The organism is Sulfitobacter sp. EhC04 (assembly GCF_001650875.1).
Classification (GTDB): domain Bacteria; phylum Pseudomonadota; class Alphaproteobacteria; order Rhodobacterales; family Rhodobacteraceae; genus Sulfitobacter.
Genome location: NZ_LXYI01000008.1, coordinates 101,075 through 118,458 on the forward strand (window position 1 = coordinate 101,075; position 17,384 = coordinate 118,458).

Sequence of the window (17,384 nt, forward strand, 5' to 3'; positions counted from 1 at the left end):
GTACAATTGCGCCCGAACAACATAAGGCCTGCCCAACCCCTTCAAAGGCCGCCTCCCCGGCCCCCTGTGCGGTGCACAGCGACCTCACGAACAGGACAGACCCCGTGATTCAGACCATTGCCGACGCCCTTGCCGCCCAAGGCTACGATACCCTTACCCCCGTGCAGGAGGCCGTGACCGACCCCGCACTGGCCGAGGCGGACCTGCTGGTCTCGGCGCAAACCGGGTCGGGCAAGACCGTGGGCTTCGGCCTTGCCATCGCGCCCACCCTGCTGGGCGACCAGCCGCGCTTTGGCGCTGCCGGGGCGCCGCTGGCCCTGATCATCGCGCCCACCCGCGAACTGGCCATGCAGGTGGCCCGCGAAATCACCTGGCTCTATGGTCAGGCGGGGGCCGTGGTCACAACCTGCGTGGGCGGCATGGACCAACGCACCGAACGCCGCGCCCTGGACCGTGGCGCACATGTTGTCGTCGCAACCCCAGGGCGGCTGTGCGACCACATCAAGCGTGGCAACATCGACCTGTCCACCCTGCGCGCCGTGGTGCTGGACGAAGCGGACGAAATGCTCGACCTCGGCTTTCGCGAAGAACTGGAATTCATCCTTTCCGAAGCCCCCGAAGACCGCCGGACCCTGATGTTCTCGGCCACCGTACCGGCGGCCATCGCCAAGCTGGCGCAATCCTACCAGAAGGACGCCCAGCGCATCGCGACCACGGGCGAGGCGCGCCAGCACAGCGACATCGAATACCGCGCCCTGAACGTGCACCCGCGTGACACCGAAAACGCCATCATCAACGTGCTGCGGTTCTACGAGGCCAAGAATGCCATCGTGTTCTGCAACACCCGCGCCGCCGTGGCACGGCTGACCACCAAATTCACCAACCGCGGCTTTTCCGTCGTGGCCCTCTCGGGCGAGCTGACACAGTCAGAACGGACCAACGCGCTGCAGGCCCTGCGTGACGGGCGCGCGCGCGTCTGCATCGCCACCGACGTGGCCGCACGCGGCATTGACCTGCCCAATCTCGAACTGGTGATCCACGCGGACCTGCCCAGCAACGCCGATACGCTGCTGCACCGCTCTGGCCGCACCGGGCGTGCCGGACGCAAGGGCGTCTCCGCCCTGATCGTGCCTGCCAAGATGAAGACCAAGGCCAACCGCCTGCTGGGCTGGGCCAAGCTCAAGGCCGAATGGGCCTCCGCCCCCTCGGCCGAAGAGGTCAACGCCGCTGACGAGGCGCGCCTGCTCTCTGATCCCGCATGGGAAGCGCCCGTGCCGGAAGATGCCGCCGATTTCGTCGCCAACCTGGTCGCGACCTACAGCGCCGAACAGCTTGCCACCGCTTTCGTCAACCTCTACCGCGCCCGCGCATCCTCGCCCGAGGATCTGGCCGACCCCGGATCAAAGGATGACAGCAAGCGCCCTGCCTTCGGCCCCTCCGTCTGGTTCTCTGTCAGCCAGGGCCGCAATGACGGGGCAGAGCCCCGCACGCTGCTGCCCATGCTGTGCCGCGCGGGCGACCTGACCAAGGACGACATCGGCGCAATCCGCGTGCAGGCCAGCCACAGCTTTGTGGAAATCCTCGCCAGTTCCGCCCCCAAGTTCCTCAATGCCCTCGGCCCCGACCGCACGGCAGAGGAAGGCGCGGTGGTCACTCAGCTGGACAAGGCCCCGGACCTGCCCAAGGGCGGGCCGAAGTCGGGCGCGCCACGCGGCCCGAAGCCCGGCGGCCCGAAGCCGCACCGCAAACCCGCCTATGATCCCGATGCGCCGTCGGCCCCAAGCAAGCCGCGCGCAACCGCTGCCGAAGCACCGATGGCCGAACAGCGTGCGGAAAGGCCGAAGTTCGATAAACCCAAATCTGACCGGCCCTTTTCCGGCAAGCCCGCCAAGCCCAAAGGCGAGCGCCCGCCAAAGTCGCACAAGACCGAACGCAGCCCGATGAAACCCGGCGCCGCACCAAAACCCAAATCGGATGGCACAGCCAAACCCAAGGCCAAGGCCGTATGGAAAAAAGACGCCGCGCCGACCGACGCGCCGCGCAAGCCCAAAGGCGCAAAGCCACCCTACAAGGGCAAGCCAGAGGGCAAACCCGAAGGCAAGACCTATCAGCGCGCCTCTGACCCCTCCAAACGCTTCACCCCGCCGAACAAGATCGGCAAGCAGGGCGGCAAACCAGCCGGACGCGGCAAGACGGGCGGCGGTGATGCCACCCCGAAGCGCGGCAAGAGCAGCTTCCGGCCGAAGTGAGCCTGCGAAGAACCGCGTTCGTTTGATGTAACAAAAGCCCGGAAATTTCAAAATTTCCGACACGTTTTCTTCAAAGAAAACGGACGGGGCAACACGCCTGCCCTGTACTACTCACGTTCGATACCATTCCACCGGAACCGGAAATTTCAAAATTTCCGGCCCGATTTCTTCAAAGAAATCGGAATAGTGCCGATCAACCCTTGCCCTTCCACGGCACGAGAAAGCGTTCAGCGGCCCGCATCAGCATGTCGATGCCAAATCCGATGACACCGATCAGGATGATCCCCATGATCACGATATCGGTGTTCTGAAACTTGGACGCGGTCATGATCATCATGCCTGCCCCCTGCTCTGCCGCGACCAGTTCCGCCGCCACAACCGTGCCCCAGCATACCCCCATCGCCACCCTTGCCCCGGTGAAAATCTCGGGCAGGGAATTGGGAATGATCACATAGCGCATCACCTGCCACTTGCTGGCCCCCAGCGAATAGGCCGCGTGAACCTTTGATATTTTCACGCCGGAAACCCCGGATCGCGCCGCAATTGCCATGATCCACAAGGCCGCAAGAAACAACAGGATGATCTTGCCCGCCTCACCGATCCCGGCCCAGATGATCACCAGCGGGATCAGCGCGAGGGGCGGCACAGGGCGCATGAACTCCACAATCGGGTCGAACCAGCCTCTGAACCAATTGCTCAGACCCATCGCGTATCCCAGCGGAATCCCCACAACAGCGCCCAGCAGGAACCCCACGATCACCCGGAACAGCGAAAAGCCCAGATGCTCCAGCAGGGTAAAATTGCGGAACCCTTCACGCATGATCTGAACGGTTCTGGTCCAGACCACTTCGGGGGCTGGCAGATACAGGGGCTCCATCTGCCAGCCGCGCGCGGGCTGGAAGTTGGGCGTCCCCTTGTCCGACAGGGTCACCGCCCCATCCACGGTTTGAACCGTCCCGCCGGGGGCGATCTTCTGGCCGTTGATGGCAATCACCTCGGCCCCGTCGCTCTTTTTCAATTCGTCGTTTGCATCGACCCGGATCAATCCGCTGCGCCATTGCGCAATGGTGGCGGAATCGTCCTTGGCAAATCCGTCTCCCGGCGTCACCTCCGGTGCTTCCGCCGGGGCGCCGCGCGGATGAACCACCACCGTCACCGTGGCATCGTCAGGTGCCTGCCCCGGCACCTGGGCGGTATAGGTAAAGGTGGTCGTTCCCACAAAAGCGCCCGGCGCATGCAGGAAGGAAGGCAGCAGGCTTGAGCCGGTAAAGATCCCCCACATGACAAAGATCGTCAGGATCGACACCACGCCGGCAATCCGGTTTGGCCGCACCGCGCTTTCGTCCCCGAATGTCACGGTTTTCAGCGAAGTATAATCCTTTGCCGTCTTCTGCAGCACCCTGGTCACGACAAAAGCACTGACAACAAAGATGGCGACATAGATCGCGAGGAAGAACAGCCCGGTCATGCCGCGCCCTCCTTGGTGCCCATGATCTCTTCTTCCATGTCCCAGATCATGTTGAGTATCTCTTCGCGGCGCGGCCCGAACTGAGGATGTTTCTTGACCTCGCGCAGGTCCGCGTTCACGCCCAGTTCGGCAAAGGGCAGGCGGTACTCCTTGTGAATGCGCCCCGGTCGCGGGGCCATCACGATCAGCCGCTCGCCCAGCAGCAATGCCTCTTCGACAGAATGGGTGATCAGGATGATCGTCTTGCCGGTCTCTTTCCACAGTTTCAGCACAAGGCTCTGCATCTTCTCGCGGGTCAGCGCATCCAGCGCGCCCAGCGGTTCGTCCATCAGGATCACATCCGGGTCATTGGCCAGACAGCGCGCAAGTGCCACACGCTGCTGCATCCCGCCCGACAGCTCGTAAACCGCCTTTTCCTTGAAATCCTGCAAGCCCACCACATCCAACAGACGGTTCACCGTCTCGGCCTTGTCGTTCTTGGGCATCCCCTTCATCGAGGGGCCAAAGCCCACGTTCTCCCGCACCGACATCCATTCGAACAGCGCCCCTTGCTGAAACACCATCCCGCGTTCCGCATCCGGGCCGGTGATCTGGTGACCGTTCAGCGTCATCTTGCCGCCCGTGGGGGCCAGGAACCCGGCCACGATGTTCAACAGCGTGGTCTTGCCGCACCCCGAGGGGCCAAGCACGCTCAGCAGTTCACCGGCCTTGAGGTCCAGGGTCACGTTCTGCAGGGCCTGCACATGCCCGCCATCCGGCAAATCAAAACGCATGGAGAGATTGTCGATGGAAAGTCCGGTCATCATTTCGGCTTTCTGCCCATGGGGGGCGATGGGGCGGAATGAACCCGCCTCAGTTTCTGGATCTCGGCAGATTGTCAGGGCCGGTGCAGCACGACACGCACCGGCCCAAACCATCACGAACCGCTGTCCATCATCTCCTTGGCCGCTGCCAGCGGCGCGGTGTTGACGGCACCTTCATAGCTGTCCAGCGCAGAATCGATGGACCCTGCCTCGACAAAGACCTCAGCCACCCCCTTCATGAAACTCGCCGCATTGCCGCCCAGCCAACGCTCGGACAGCTGATCTTCCACGGTGGGGAACTTGAAGGTCGCAATTGCCGATCGCGCCGCTTCCAGATCCATGCCGGACTGCTCTGCGATCTGGGCGAGCATCTCGTCACTGGGGTCAGCCGCCCATTGCGCATTGGCTTCGGCAGAGACTTTCAGGAACTTGGCCAGTCCCTCGCCGTTTTCCGCCGCGTAGGCTGCGGGTACAGAGGTCACGTCGAACACCAGGATACCCAGTTCTTCCTTTTCATCGCCGGTCAGCAAGACGTTGCCGTATTCCTTCATCCGGGTCAGACCGCCGCCATAGCCGCAGGCGAAATCGACCGCGCCCTGGCTCAGCGCAGCGGCACCTTCCGGCGGTGCCATATCGACGATCTGCAGGCTGTCCAGCGCCACGCCAAAGTGATCCATCTGGCGCAGGAACCCATAATGCGCCGCCGTGCCCAGCGGCACGGCAACCTTCTTGCCCGCCAGTTCCGACGCGCTGTTCTTGTCGATCTCCAGATCGGCCTTCACCACGCAGTTGTCATTGTCGGAATAGGACACGGCCACATCGACCACCTGAATATCCTGCCCGCCCGAGGCCGCAACGACGAAGGGCGGCACGCCCTGGCTGATGGATATCTGCACATCGCCCGACGCCATGGCGGCGGACATCGCCGTGCCGGTCTCGAAAGAAACCCAGTTGATCTTCTTGCCCAGCGCTTCCTCGTAGGCACCCGATGCCTTGGCTGCCAGCAACGGCATCGGCCATTCGAGGAAATAGGCGACGGTGATTTCGCCGGAATGTGCGTCGGCCAATGCGGCCTGACCGGTCAGGGCCAACACGGCCCCGGCGATAAAACTGGTGGTGGTTTGCTTGATCATTGCGATCTCCCTTTGATGTTTTTTGCGGACAATGTGTGCCCGTTATTGGGTCGTATCGTCTCAGTTTGCAGTACCAAGTTGGGCGCTATCCTACGCGAAAAAGCAAGGGACGCTCGGCTGACCTTGGAGTTTCTGCCTTGTTTTCTCGCCTGTTCCGGTTTTTTCCCGCCGCCTGACTGATGTTTGGGCAGAGCCAATGAGACATTTCAGCAAAGCCGGTCTTGCCATTCGGTGTCGCGAAATCCGATCCGGCCTGGCCCGCAATCCTGTGAGCGATCGAGCCGCGAACAAATGTCCAACCGCCAGCGGTGCATGAGTCCAGTTTGGCGAGGATCGTCGATTTTTAGGCCCTCAGCGCATTTGCGCGTATCGACCTCGGCAATCCGGGCGCCGCCGATTTCATCAACTGACCCTCTGCCCCATTAGACACAGCCAAATTCTGGCGCTACGAATGAGGCAGGTCTGGCCCTACTTGATTCTGCGCGTAACCCGCAGACAGTTGGACAGACAGGGCGAGATGCGCCTTGAATTCACCCCGCTCCCCCAGCGCAGAAAGGTCTGATCCATGGATGGCAATTTCAACGAGAACGACATTTCCCGCGTGGTAGAGGCCGACCGCGCCCATATCTGGCATCACCTGAGCCAGCACAAACCCTATGAGACCACCGACCCCCGCATCATTGTTGAAGGCAAGGGCATGCGCGTCTGGGACCAGAAGGGCAAGGAACACCTCGATGCCGTCTCCGGCGGGGTCTGGACCGTCAACGTGGGCTACGGCCGCGAGCGCATCGCCAACGCCGTGCGCGACCAGCTGATCAAGCTCAACTATTTTGCAGGCTCTGCCGGCTCCATCCCCGGCTCCAACTTTGCCGAGATGCTGATCGACAAGATGCCGGGCATGAGCCGCGTCTATTATTGCAACTCGGGGTCCGAGGCGAACGAGAAGGGCTTCAAGATGATCCGCCAGATCGCGCACAAGCGGTATGGCGGCAAGAAACACAAGATCCTTTACCGCGACCGGGACTATCACGGCACCACCATCGGCGCGCTGTCGGCGGGCGGGCAGGACGAACGCAATGCCCAATACGGCCCCTTCACCCCCGGCTTTGTCCGGGTGCCGCATTGCCTGGAATACCGCAGCTTTGAACAGGACGGCGCACCGCAGGAAAATTACGGCGTCTGGGCCGCCGACCAGATTGAAAAGGTGATCCTCGCAGAGGGCCCCGATACCGTGGGCGGTCTCTGCCTTGAACCCGTGACCGCGGGCGGCGGTGTCATCACGCCCCCGGATGGCTACTGGGACCGCGTACAGGAAATCTGCAGCAAGTACGACATCCTGCTGCACATCGACGAAGTTGTCTGCGGCGTGGGCCGCACCGGCACCTGGTTCGGCTACCAACAATATGGCATCAAGCCCGACATGGTGACCATGGCCAAGGGCGTCGCGTCGGGCTACGCCGCCATCGCCTGCCTCGTCACCACCGAAGAGGTGTTCAACATGTTCAAGGATGACGCCGCCGATCCGCTGAACTACTTCCGCGACATCTCCACCTTTGGGGGCTGCACCGCCGGGCCGACCGCAGGGATCGAGAACATGAAGATCATCGAAGACGAGAACCTGCTGCAAAACACCACCGACATGGGCCATTACATGCTGGACCAGTTGCAGGCGCTGGCCGACAAACACGCCGTTATCGGTCAGGTGCGCGGCAAGGGCCTGTTCCTGGGCGCGGAGCTTGTCGCTGACCGCAGCACCCGCGAACCCGTCGCTGAAAAGCTGGTGCAGCAGGTGGTGGGCGACTGTATGGGCCAGGGCGTTATCATCGGTGCCACCAACCGCTCCCTGCCGGGCAAGAACAACACGCTGTGCTTCTCTCCCGCGCTGATCGCCAACAAGGACGACATCGACCAGATCGTTGCGGCGGTAGATGGCGCATTGGCGCGCGTCTTCGCCTGAAAAACCGGCCACTCAGCGCATTCTTGCCAATAGAAACAGAGGCCGGGCTTGACCCGGCCTTTGATTTGTCCGACCCAAGCCATGTCTTGCCCGAACAAGATACGCGACCCCGCCAGATGGCTGTTTTCCGCCGATAAAAAGGTTGGTGCGAGATTAGTCTGAACTTTTCTGGAACGGATCGCGTTGACCCACGAACAACAATTCGGGAGACCAAAATGAAAAAGCTTCTTATCGCCATCCCCATGATCGCCGCACTTGCTGCCTGTGAGCCGGGCGGTCCCAATCAGGGTGCCCTGACTGGTGCCGCTCTTGGTGCCGCGACAGGTGCCGCCGTTTCCGGCGGTGATGATCGTGTGGCAGGCGCGCTGATCGGCGGTGCCGTCGGTGCGGCTGCGGGCAACTACATCGGCAAGACCCAGACAGGCAGCTGCGTTTACCAGCGCCCCGATGGCTCGCGCTATACGGCTGCCTGCCCATAAGACTGAACATCCCTCCAAGGATAGATTGGGCTCCGCCGCATGGCGGGGCCCTTTTTTTTCCGACCGGTGCGGTCGGAACGGGATAGCGGCACATCGGTCTGCGGCCATCATCACCGGGGACTTTCAGCTTGGCCTGCAGCGTCCCGCCTATAGGCTCTGGACCCATTAATCTTATATGCTCAGCGGCGATTTCACGAAATTTCAAGGGTTTGAGGCGTGCTGCCAATAGTGGTTCTATTTGCAAACGACTCAAGACGTTGAAATGAAGTGAAATCGCCGCCCTTCGGGTTTGACGGATTTTCCCGCAGTCCCATCGCCCGGCAGGGCATTGCGCAGCAATGTCCCGAGAGGAGGCGTCACATCTGCTTGAAATAGAACCACTATTCTTGCGCAGATTCTCCTAGTCTACGAAAAAATCTGTCAAACTGAGCATGTAAGATTAATGGGTCCAGAGCCTAACCAAAAGCATATCACTTCGCCAATGTCCCGAGAGCGCGCAGCGCGGCAGGGTATTGGCGATTCAAGTTCAAGGCGGGGCGCTTTACTCTTCCCCTCGCCCGATCCTGTTCAACTTCTCCACGATGCCTGCCATTTTCTTGTCGACGTATTTCAGCTCCGCCAGCGCGGCAAGCCTGAGGCGCGGCACTGTGTCGTCGTTGGGATAGGCCTTGAACTGCCCGCTGATCAGACCCTGATAATAGATCCGCAGAACCAGATTGATCCGCTTTTGATAGCCCGGCCCCATTCTGCGGAACCATTTCACCATGTCACCGTCCAGCCGCAGGGTGATCCGCGTTTGCGGGCGCGGCACGGGTGCCAGGTAGTCCAGCCCGGTCCACTCTTCAGGCAGGCTTTCCCTCAGCCATTCGTCCGTCATACCGTTCTGCAACCGCTCCAGGTCATGCACCATTTCAGTGTGCGCATCCTTTCGTCTCATCGGTTCTCCTTTCGCCGGGATGTGATGGCGGCAAGGATGGCGTCCCTGGCTGAACAAACTGCGGATGCACCGTTCGGTGCATGGGTTGTGCATGGGTTGTGACCGCCCATTTTAATGATCATGAGTATCAAAACGACACCATGAGTCTCATTTTCAAATTTACATGCGTCAGAATGCCCACTAACATCCGTCTTCAAGGCAATTCCATTTCACATATCGTTATCTCCAGATTGATTGCCCGTTAGGTCCAATCTAAGGTAACTTCATGGCCCTTCCCGTTGAAACCTTCTTTCTGCACCCCGACGCACAGGGGACACTGCAGCAGCAGATCCAGCAAATGATCGCGCAGGGCATCCTTTCGGGGCGGTTCCGGCAGGGCGAAAAACTGCCCTCGACCCGCAGGCTGGCCGCGCACCTTGGCGTCAGCCGGATCACCGTCACTATTGCCTACACCGAACTGCTGGCCAACGACTATCTGACCTCCAAAGGGCGGTCAGGCTACTTCGTGTCAGGCAATGCGCCCACTCCACCCAGCTTTGCCCCGGCGGCAGAACGGCAAGACGCGGTCGACTGGTCGCGCGCGATCGGCCAGAAGTTCAGCGGCGGCGCCACAGTATCAAAACCGCAGGATTGGGCAAAGTTCCGCTATCCCTTTATCTATGGCCAGGCCGACCCGACCCTGTTTGACCATGCCAACTGGCGGCTTTGTGCTTTGCAGGCACTGGGTCAGCGCGACTTTTCGGCCTTGACCACCGATTATTTCGACCGCGACGACCCGCAGCTGATCGAGTTCATCGCCCGGCACACCTTGCCCCGCCGGGGCATCAATGCCCGGCCCGAACAGGTCCTGATCACCCTTGGGGCCCAGAACGCCCTGTGGCTGACCACCCAGGTGCTGCTGACCCAGCGCAGGCGCGCCGCACTCGAAGACCCCTGCTATCCCGCGTTGCGCGACATCCTGACCCAGTCGCGCTGCCACATGACACCCGTCCGCGTCGACGCCGATGGCATCCCCCCCGATGCGATCCCGCCCGATACCGACGTCATCTTTACCACGCCCAGCCACCAATGCCCGACCAATGCCACCATGCCGATGGAGCGCCGCCATGCCCTGCTGGCCCGCGCCGGAGAGATGAACGCCCTGATTGTGGAGGACGATTACGAGTTCGAGATGTCCTTTCTCAAACCGCCCTCGCCCGCGCTGAAATCTCTCGATACCGATGGCCGGGTGATTTATGTCGGCAGCTTTTCCAAGTCGCTGTTTCCGGGGCTGCGCCTTGGCTACCTCGTGGGGTCAGAACCCTTCATCAAGGAAGCCCGCGCCCTGCGCGCCTCTGTCCTGCGGCACCCGCCAGGTCATATCCAGCGCACCGCCGCCTATTTCCTGTCCCTGGGCCACTATGATGCTCTGATCCGGCGCATGGGCAGCGCCCTGCAGGACCGGCGCGCGGTGATGGAAAGGGCCATGGCAGAGCATGGCCTGCGCATTTCCGGACGTGGCTACTACGGCGGATCGTCCTTCTGGATGCGCGCCCCCGACGGGGTCGATACCGATGTGCTGGCCCGCAGGCTGCATCAACAGGACGTATTGATCGAACCGGGCCACCCCTTCTTTACCGGCAGGCATCGACCGTCGAACTACTACCGCCTGGCCTATTCCTCGATCCCCGCCGCCCGCATCCCGGAGGGCCTGGCCCTGGTTGCACAGGCGATCAGGGATTTTGCCTGAAGTGGTATTAGGCGCCTATCACTTTTGGCCCTAACAGTAGGGAATATTGCCCCCTAGGGTGAACCAGACACCCGAGAATCGCGCGCCTCACGAAATATTAAGGAAGATCTGCCATGAAAATGACGACCGAAGAAGCATTTGTAAAAGTTCTCCAACGTCATGGCATCGACAATGCCTTTGGTATCATCGGGTCTGCGATGATGCCGATCTCTGACCTGTTTCCGCAGGCAGGTATCATGTTCTGGGATTGCGCCCATGAAGGTTCGGCCGGGATGATGGCCGATGGCTATACGCGCGCCACCGGCAAGATGTCGATGATGATCGCACAGAACGGGCCCGGAATCACCAACTTCGTCACTGCCGTGAAAACCGCCTACTGGAACCACACCCCGCTGTTGCTGGTCACGCCCCAGGCCGCGAACAAGACCATCGGCCAAGGCGGCTTTCAGGAAGTCGAGCAGATGAAACTGTTCGAGGATATGGTCGCCTATCAGGAAGAGGTCCGCGACCCGACCCGCGTGGCCGAGGTCCTGACCCGCGTCATCGCCAAGGCCAAGCGTCTGGCCGGTCCCACCCAGATCAACATCCCGCGCGATTTCTGGACCCAGGTGGTGGATATCGACATCCCCGACCCTCTGGAGTTCGAACATTCCTCCGGCGGCGAGGGGTCTGTCACTGCAGCGGCCAAATTGCTGAGCGGGGCCAAGAACCCCGTGATCCTGAACGGTGCGGGCGTGGTCCTGTCCGACGGCGGCATTGACGCTTCCAAGGCGCTGGCAGAGCGGCTGGATGCCCCGGTATGTGTCGGCTACCAGCACAATGACGCCTTCCCCGGCTCGCATCCGCTGTTTGCAGGTCCGCTGGGCTATAACGGGTCCAAGGCTGGCATGGAGCTGATCAAGGATGCCGATGTGGTCCTGTGCCTCGGCACCCGGCTGAACCCCTTCTCGACCCTGCCGGGGTACGGCATGGAATACTGGCCCAAGGACGCCAAGATCATCCAGGTGGACATCAACGCCGACAGGATTGGCCTGACCAAGAAGGTCACGGTGGGCATCGTGGGCGACGCGGCCAAGGTGGCCAAGGGCATCCTGAACCAGCTTTCCGAAGATGCGGGCGACGCCGGACGCGCAGATCGCAAGGCAAGAATTGCCAAGGCGAAATCAACCTGGGCGCAGCAGTTGTCCTCGATGGACCACGAAGACGACGATCCGGGCACCACCTGGAACGAACGCGCCCGCAAGGACAAGCCGGACTGGATGTCACCCCGCATGGCATGGCGCGCGATCCAGTCGGCGCTGCCGCGCGAGGCGATCATCAGCTCGGACATCGGCAACAATTGCGCCATCGGCAATGCCTATCCCGATTTCGACGCTGGCCGGAAATATCTGGCACCCGGTCTGTTCGGGCCTTGCGGCTACGGCCTGCCTGCCATCGTGGGCGCCAAGATCGGCCAACCTGATGTGCCGGTCGTGGGCTTTGCCGGTGACGGGGCCTTTGGCATCGCGGTCAACGAGTTGACGGCGATTGGACGCGGGGAATGGCCAGCGGTCACGCAGATTGTCTTTCGCAACTACCAATGGGGCGCGGAAAAGCGGAACTCGACCCTGTGGTTCGATGACAATTTCGTCGGCACCGAACTGGACACCGATGTGTCCTATGCGGGCATTGCCCAGGCCTGCGGGCTGCAAGGCGTCGTGGCGCGCGACATGGATGAACTGACGGCGGCCCTCAAAAAGGCGATCGACGACCAGATGAACCACGGCAAAACCACGCTGATCGAGGCGATGATCAACCAGGAACTGGGTGAACCCTTCCGCCGCGACGCGATGAAAAAGCCGGTCAGTGTTGCGGGCATCTCGAAGTCCGACATGCGGCCGCAGTCGGTCTGAGCTGTGCCGGGGCCTATACTCGTCCTCAATGCGGGTTCCTCGTCGATCAAATGCGCGCTTTTCGGCGCGCATTTCCGCGAGATGCTGCGAGTCGAGGCGACGGGGATCGGCGCGCAGGGTGCAGTGAAAGTCAATGGCAGAGCGCCGCGCGCCCTGTCCCTGCCGGACAATGCCGCCGCGTTGCGCGCGGTGGCGGATGCGCTCGCGGCGGAAGGTGCAGCGCTGGACCGGCTCGCGCTGGTGGCGCATCGCGTGGTGCATGGCAGCGATGAATTCACCGCCCCGACGCGCATCACCGACAAGGTCCGCGCGGGCATAGAGGCCTGCATCCCGCTGGCACCGCTGCATAATCCGCATCAGCTGGCTGCCATCGACTGGATCGCGCAGGCCGCCCCAACGCTGCCGCAGGTGGCCAGCTTCGACACCGCCTTTCACGCCACAGTGCCCGAGGTCGCCCGGCGATACGCTCTGCCCGACCTGCCTGCCACGCGCGGGCTGCGGCGCTACGGCTTTCATGGCAACAGCTATGCAGCACTTACCCGTGCCCTGCCGGAGATGACCGGCGCGCCGCTGCCCGCGCGATTGCTGGCACTGCATCTGGGCAACGGTGCCTCGCTCTGCGCGATCCGGGAGGGCGTGTCTGTCGCCACCACCATGGGTTATTCGCCCCTCGGGGGGCTCACCATGGGCACCCGCGTCGGCGTGATCGACCCCGGCGCGGTGCTGGAGCTGGTCTCGCGCGTCGGGCTGCCGCAGGCCGATCAGATCCTCAGCGCTCAGAGCGGGTTGCTGGGGCTGTCGGGCCTCAGCGGCGACATGCGTGAACTGGCCGCCAGTGATACGCCTCGGGCCGCCTTCGCCCGCGATCATTTCGCCTATTGGGCCGCGCGTCAGGCCGGGTCGATGTTCGCGGCCATGGGCGGCTGCGACGCCATCGCCTTTACCGGCGGCATCGGCGAGAACGACGCGGACATCCGCACCCGCATCACCGAACTGCTGCGCTGGGCCGGAGACCTGCCCGTCCATGTCGTCCCCGCCGCCGAAGAGGCGCATATCGCCATGCATGCCGCGGATCTGACCGGCATCGACACCGCCGATGCCTGATCCGTGGTTCCCCCTGCCCTTCACCCCGGTCGACATGGCACTGCTTCTTGGCATCACGTTCGCTGCGGGTCTTGTGCGGGGGTTCGCGGGCTTTGCCCTGTCGGCGCTGGTGATGGCGGCGGCGGCCAGTTTCATCGCGCCGATCCTGCTGATCCCGATCCTGTGGTTTCAGGAAATGGCGGCCAGCCTGCTGATGGCACGCGGCGGCTGGCAAGCCGCGAACAGAACCCGTGCGGGTCTTCTGGTGGCAGGCAACTGGATCGGCTGGCCGCTGGGCCTCTGGCTGACGGTAAGCCTGCCCGTCACTACGTCAGGCCGCATTTCACTGGGCATGATACTTGTGTTGGCCGCTCTACAGATGCTCAAGGTCAACATCCCCGCCCTTGCCACCCGTGGCGGCACATTGATAGCCGGATTGCTGGCTGGCATCGTCTCTGGCGTGGCACATGTGGGCGGGATGGTGGTGGCGCTTTACGTGCTCAGCCAGAACGACACAGCGCGCGCCATGCGTGGCACTTTGGTGCTATTCCTCTTTGTGGGCTCTCTGGGGTCGTTGATATATCTTCTGGCGTTTGGCGTGATGACCCTTGCGGCAGTACAGGTTGCCGTGTTCCTGTTGCCCCTGACATTGTTTGGCGTCTGGCTCGGCACCAAGCTTTTTAATCCGAGGTGGGAACCCTATTACAAACCTTTCTGCCTCAGCCTTCTGATCGGCCTGGCGATCCTCTCGCTGACCCGCAGCCTGATCTGACCCGAAAAGGACCGAGTGATGAACCAGCCCAAGCTGAACCTGAGCCCGAAAGTGTCGGACGAGGTGCGCAAGACGACCTGCTACATGTGCGCCTGCCGCTGCGGCATCAACGTTCACCTCAAGGAGGGCAAGGTCGCCTATATCGAGGGCAACCGTGACCATCCGGTGAACAAGGGTGTGCTTTGCGCCAAGGGGTCGGCGGGGATCATGCAGCACAACGCGCCCGCGCGCCTGCGTGCGCCGCTGAAGCGCGTGGGGCCCAGAGGGTCGGGCGCGTTCGAGGAAATAAGCTGGGACGAAGCCTATCAGATCGCCGCCGACTGGCTGACACCGATCCGAGAGTCAAATCCCGAAAAGCTGGCGTTCTTCACCGGGCGCGACCAGTCGCAAAGCTTCACGTCGCTTTGGGCGCAGGCCTTTGGCACGCCGAATTATGCGGCACATGGCGGTTTCTGTTCGGTCAACATGGCCGCTGCAGGCATCTACACCATGGGCGGCGCGTTCTGGGAATTCGGCCAGCCCGACTGGGACCATACCAAGCTGTTCATGCTGTTCGGCGTGGCCGAAGATCACGACAGCAACCCCATCAAGATGGGGATCGGCAAGATCAAGGGACGTGGCGCGCGGGTCATTGGGGTCAACCCCATCCGCACCGGCTATAACGCCGTGGCCGACGATTGGGTCGGGATCACGCCGGGCACCGACGGGTTGTTCATCCTGTCGATGATCCACTGTCTGATGCAGGCGGGCAGGATCGACCTGCATTACCTTGCGCAATATACCGACGCCCCGGTTCTGGTGAACGGGGACGAAAAGTCACCGGAATTCGGGCTTTACCTGCGCGACGAGGACGGCAAGCAACTGGTCATGGACCGCGTGACGAAAAAGCTGACACCCTATGACCAGCCCGGTGTGAAGCCGGACCTGTCCGCCACGCACCGCGCGAAGGGTGTGACCCACCGGCCCGTGTTTCACAAGATGGCCGAAATGTACCTGAGCGAGGATTACGCCCCCGAGGCTGTCGCAGAGCGTTGCGGCCTGCCCGCAAACCGTATCCGCGCCATCGCGTCGGAACTTGCCCGAGTCGCTTTTGAAGAGGCGTTCGAACTGGACCACAAATGGACCGACTTCCGGGGCGAGACGCACGACACGATGATTGGCCGCCCGGTCAGTTTCCACGCGATGCGCGGGATCTCGGCCCATGCCAACGGTTTCCAGACCTGCCGCGCGCTGCATGTCCTGCAGATCATCCTCGGCACGGTTGAGGTGCCGGGCGGTTTCCGCTTCAAACCGCCCTACCCGAAACCCGCGACGGCCCACCCCAGGCCCCATGTCGGCATGACCGCCGGTGCACCGCTGAACGGCCCGCACCTCGGCTTTGTGCACGGCCCGGAGGATCTGGCGCTGAAGGAAGACGGCACGCCTGCACGCATCGACAAGGCGTTTACCTGGGAAAACCCGATGTCCTCCCACGGGCTGATGCATATGGTGATCTCTAACGCCCACGCGGGTGATCCCTACAAGATCGACACGCTGTTCATGTACATGGCGAACATGTCGTGGAACTCCTCGATGAACACCGGCGGCGTGATGCAGATGCTGACCGACAAGGACGAAAACGGCGAATACGTGATCCCGCATATCATCTATTCGGACGCCTATAGTTCGGAAATGGTGGCCTATGCCGACCTGATCCTGCCCGACACGACCTATCTGGAACGGCACGATTGCATTTCCCTGCTGGATCGCCCGATCTGCGAGGCTGACGCGGCCGCCGATGCGATCCGCTGGCCGGTGGTGGAGCCGGACCGCAATGTGAAGGGCTTTCAATCCGCGCTTTGCGATCTGGGGGCGAAACTGGGCCTGCCCGGTTTCGTGAACGAAGATGGCAGCCAGAAATATGCGGATTACGCGGATTACATCACCAACCACGAGCGCCGCCCCGGCATCGGCCCGCTGGCCGGCTGGCGGATGGGCGAAAGCGGCCTGCAATCGGGACGCGGCGCGCCCAACGCCGGGCAGATTGACAATTACATCGCCAATGGCGGCTTCTTTGCCGAACACATCCCCGAAGGCGCAAATTACTACAAACCCTGGAACCGGGCCTATCAGGACTGGGCAGTGAAGCTGGGGCTCTACGACAGCCCGCAGCCTTATCTGTTCTCGCTCTACGTGGAGCCGATGCGCAAATTCCAGCTTGCCGCCGAAGGACATGGCGACCGCCAGCCACCCGAACATCTGCGCGCCCGGATCAAGGCGACCATGTCACCCCTGCCGATCTGGTACGAGACCGACCAGCAAGGCAACGAGGGTTTCACCATCAATGCCCTCACCCAACGACCGATGGCAATGTATCATTCCTGGGGCAGCCAGAACGCCTGGCTGCGTCAGTTGCATGGCCACAACCCGCTGTACCTGCCGACAAAGCTGATGCGCCTGCACGACCTGTCGGATGGCGACTGGGCGCGGGTCACCTCGCCGCACGGAGAAATCACCGTGCCGGTGATGGAGATGGCCGCGCTGAACGAGAACACGGTCTGGACCTGGAACGCCATCGGCAAGCGCAAGGGGGCCTGGGCGCTGGACAAGGACGCGCCAGAGGCCACCAGGGGGTTCCTGCTGAACCATCTCATCCATGAATTGCTGCCCCCCAAGGGGGACGGGCTGCGTTGGGCCAACTCCGATCCGATCACCGGCCAGGCGGCCTGGTTCGACCTGAAAGTGCGCATCGAAAAGACCGACGCCCCCAGGGAATCCCGGCCCGAATATCCGCCAATCGAGTCGCCTGTCCCGCAAGCCCCGGACAATCTGGCTTGGAAGGTCGGCAAATGATCCCCTTTCTTTTTGGGCTTAAATTTTCCCGGGGTCCGGGGCAGCGCCCC

The 17,384-nt window shown here is 62.2% G+C and carries 12 protein-coding genes; 8 read left to right on the forward strand and 4 right to left on the reverse strand.

Features of this window, described 5'->3' with window-relative positions; genetic code table 11:
* Window positions 1-104: 104 nt before the first annotated feature.
* Entirely contained in the window at window positions 105-2,249 is a 2,145-nt protein-coding gene (locus A8B82_RS03425) for a DEAD/DEAH box helicase (RefSeq protein ID WP_067288199.1), read from the forward strand.
* A 193-nt stretch (window positions 2,250-2,442) separates the two neighbouring features.
* Here A8B82_RS03425 and A8B82_RS03430 read toward each other — a convergent pair whose 3' ends face one another.
* From A8B82_RS03430 to A8B82_RS03440, 3 genes are all read right to left on the reverse strand, one after another.
* The gene (locus A8B82_RS03430; protein WP_067288203.1) at window positions 2,443-3,717 is read right to left on the reverse strand and encodes an ABC transporter permease; all 1,275 of its coding nucleotides are present in this window, start codon (window positions 3,715-3,717) and stop codon (window positions 2,443-2,445) included.
* Window positions 3,714-4,520: a taurine ABC transporter ATP-binding protein gene (locus tag A8B82_RS03435; RefSeq protein ID WP_067288664.1), complete on the reverse strand. Its 807-nt coding sequence runs from the start codon at window positions 4,518-4,520 to the stop codon at window positions 3,714-3,716. Before A8B82_RS03435 ends, A8B82_RS03430 begins: the two co-directional genes overlap by 4 nt.
* Before the next feature lie 113 nt (window positions 4,521-4,633).
* Entirely contained in the window at window positions 4,634-5,653 is a 1,020-nt protein-coding gene (locus A8B82_RS03440) for a taurine ABC transporter substrate-binding protein (protein WP_067288206.1), read from the reverse strand.
* A gap of 565 nt (window positions 5,654-6,218) precedes the next feature.
* Between A8B82_RS03440 and A8B82_RS03445 the strand changes: the two genes are divergently transcribed.
* Window positions 6,219-7,610 carry an aminotransferase family protein gene (locus tag A8B82_RS03445; protein ID WP_067288209.1) on the forward strand — a complete coding sequence of 464 codons (1,392 nt, stop codon included), beginning with the start codon at window positions 6,219-6,221 and terminating at the stop codon, window positions 7,608-7,610.
* 215 nt (window positions 7,611-7,825) lie between these two features.
* Entirely contained in the window at window positions 7,826-8,089 is a 264-nt protein-coding gene (locus A8B82_RS03450; protein ID WP_067288217.1) for a glycine zipper 2TM domain-containing protein, read from the forward strand.
* Window positions 8,090-8,630: 541 nt separating this feature from the next.
* Here A8B82_RS03450 and A8B82_RS03455 read toward each other — a convergent pair.
* On the reverse strand, window positions 8,631-9,026 hold the full coding sequence (locus A8B82_RS03455; protein WP_161489412.1) for a BrnA antitoxin family protein: 396 nt from the start codon (window positions 9,024-9,026) through the stop codon (window positions 8,631-8,633).
* A 265-nt stretch (window positions 9,027-9,291) separates the two neighbouring features.
* Between A8B82_RS03455 and pdxR the strand changes: the two genes are divergently transcribed.
* The 5 genes from pdxR (at window position 9,292) to A8B82_RS03480 (ending at window position 17,334) form a co-directional block, all read left to right on the forward strand.
* A complete protein-coding gene (gene pdxR, locus A8B82_RS03460; protein WP_067288224.1) occupies window positions 9,292-10,755 on the forward strand; it encodes a MocR-like pyridoxine biosynthesis transcription factor PdxR in 1,464 nt (487 codons plus the stop codon).
* 113 nt (window positions 10,756-10,868) lie between these two features.
* The gene (gene xsc, locus A8B82_RS03465) at window positions 10,869-12,647 is read left to right on the forward strand and encodes a sulfoacetaldehyde acetyltransferase (protein WP_067288228.1); all 1,779 of its coding nucleotides are present in this window, start codon (window positions 10,869-10,871) and stop codon (window positions 12,645-12,647) included.
* A 3-nt stretch (window positions 12,648-12,650) separates the two neighbouring features.
* Window positions 12,651-13,751 (forward strand): acetate/propionate family kinase, encoded by a 1,101-nt coding sequence (locus A8B82_RS03470; protein WP_067288231.1) that lies wholly within the window; start codon window positions 12,651-12,653, stop codon window positions 13,749-13,751.
* Window positions 13,744-14,502, forward strand: a complete 759-nt coding sequence (locus A8B82_RS03475) for a sulfite exporter TauE/SafE family protein (RefSeq protein WP_067288234.1) — start codon at window positions 13,744-13,746, stop codon at window positions 14,500-14,502. The genes A8B82_RS03470 and A8B82_RS03475 overlap by 8 nt, the downstream gene beginning before the upstream one ends.
* Window positions 14,503-14,520: 18 nt before the next feature.
* Window positions 14,521-17,334 carry a molybdopterin oxidoreductase family protein gene (locus A8B82_RS03480; RefSeq protein ID WP_067288236.1) on the forward strand — a complete coding sequence of 938 codons (2,814 nt, stop codon included), beginning with the start codon at window positions 14,521-14,523 and terminating at the stop codon, window positions 17,332-17,334.
* Window positions 17,335-17,384: the final 50 nt, after the last annotated feature.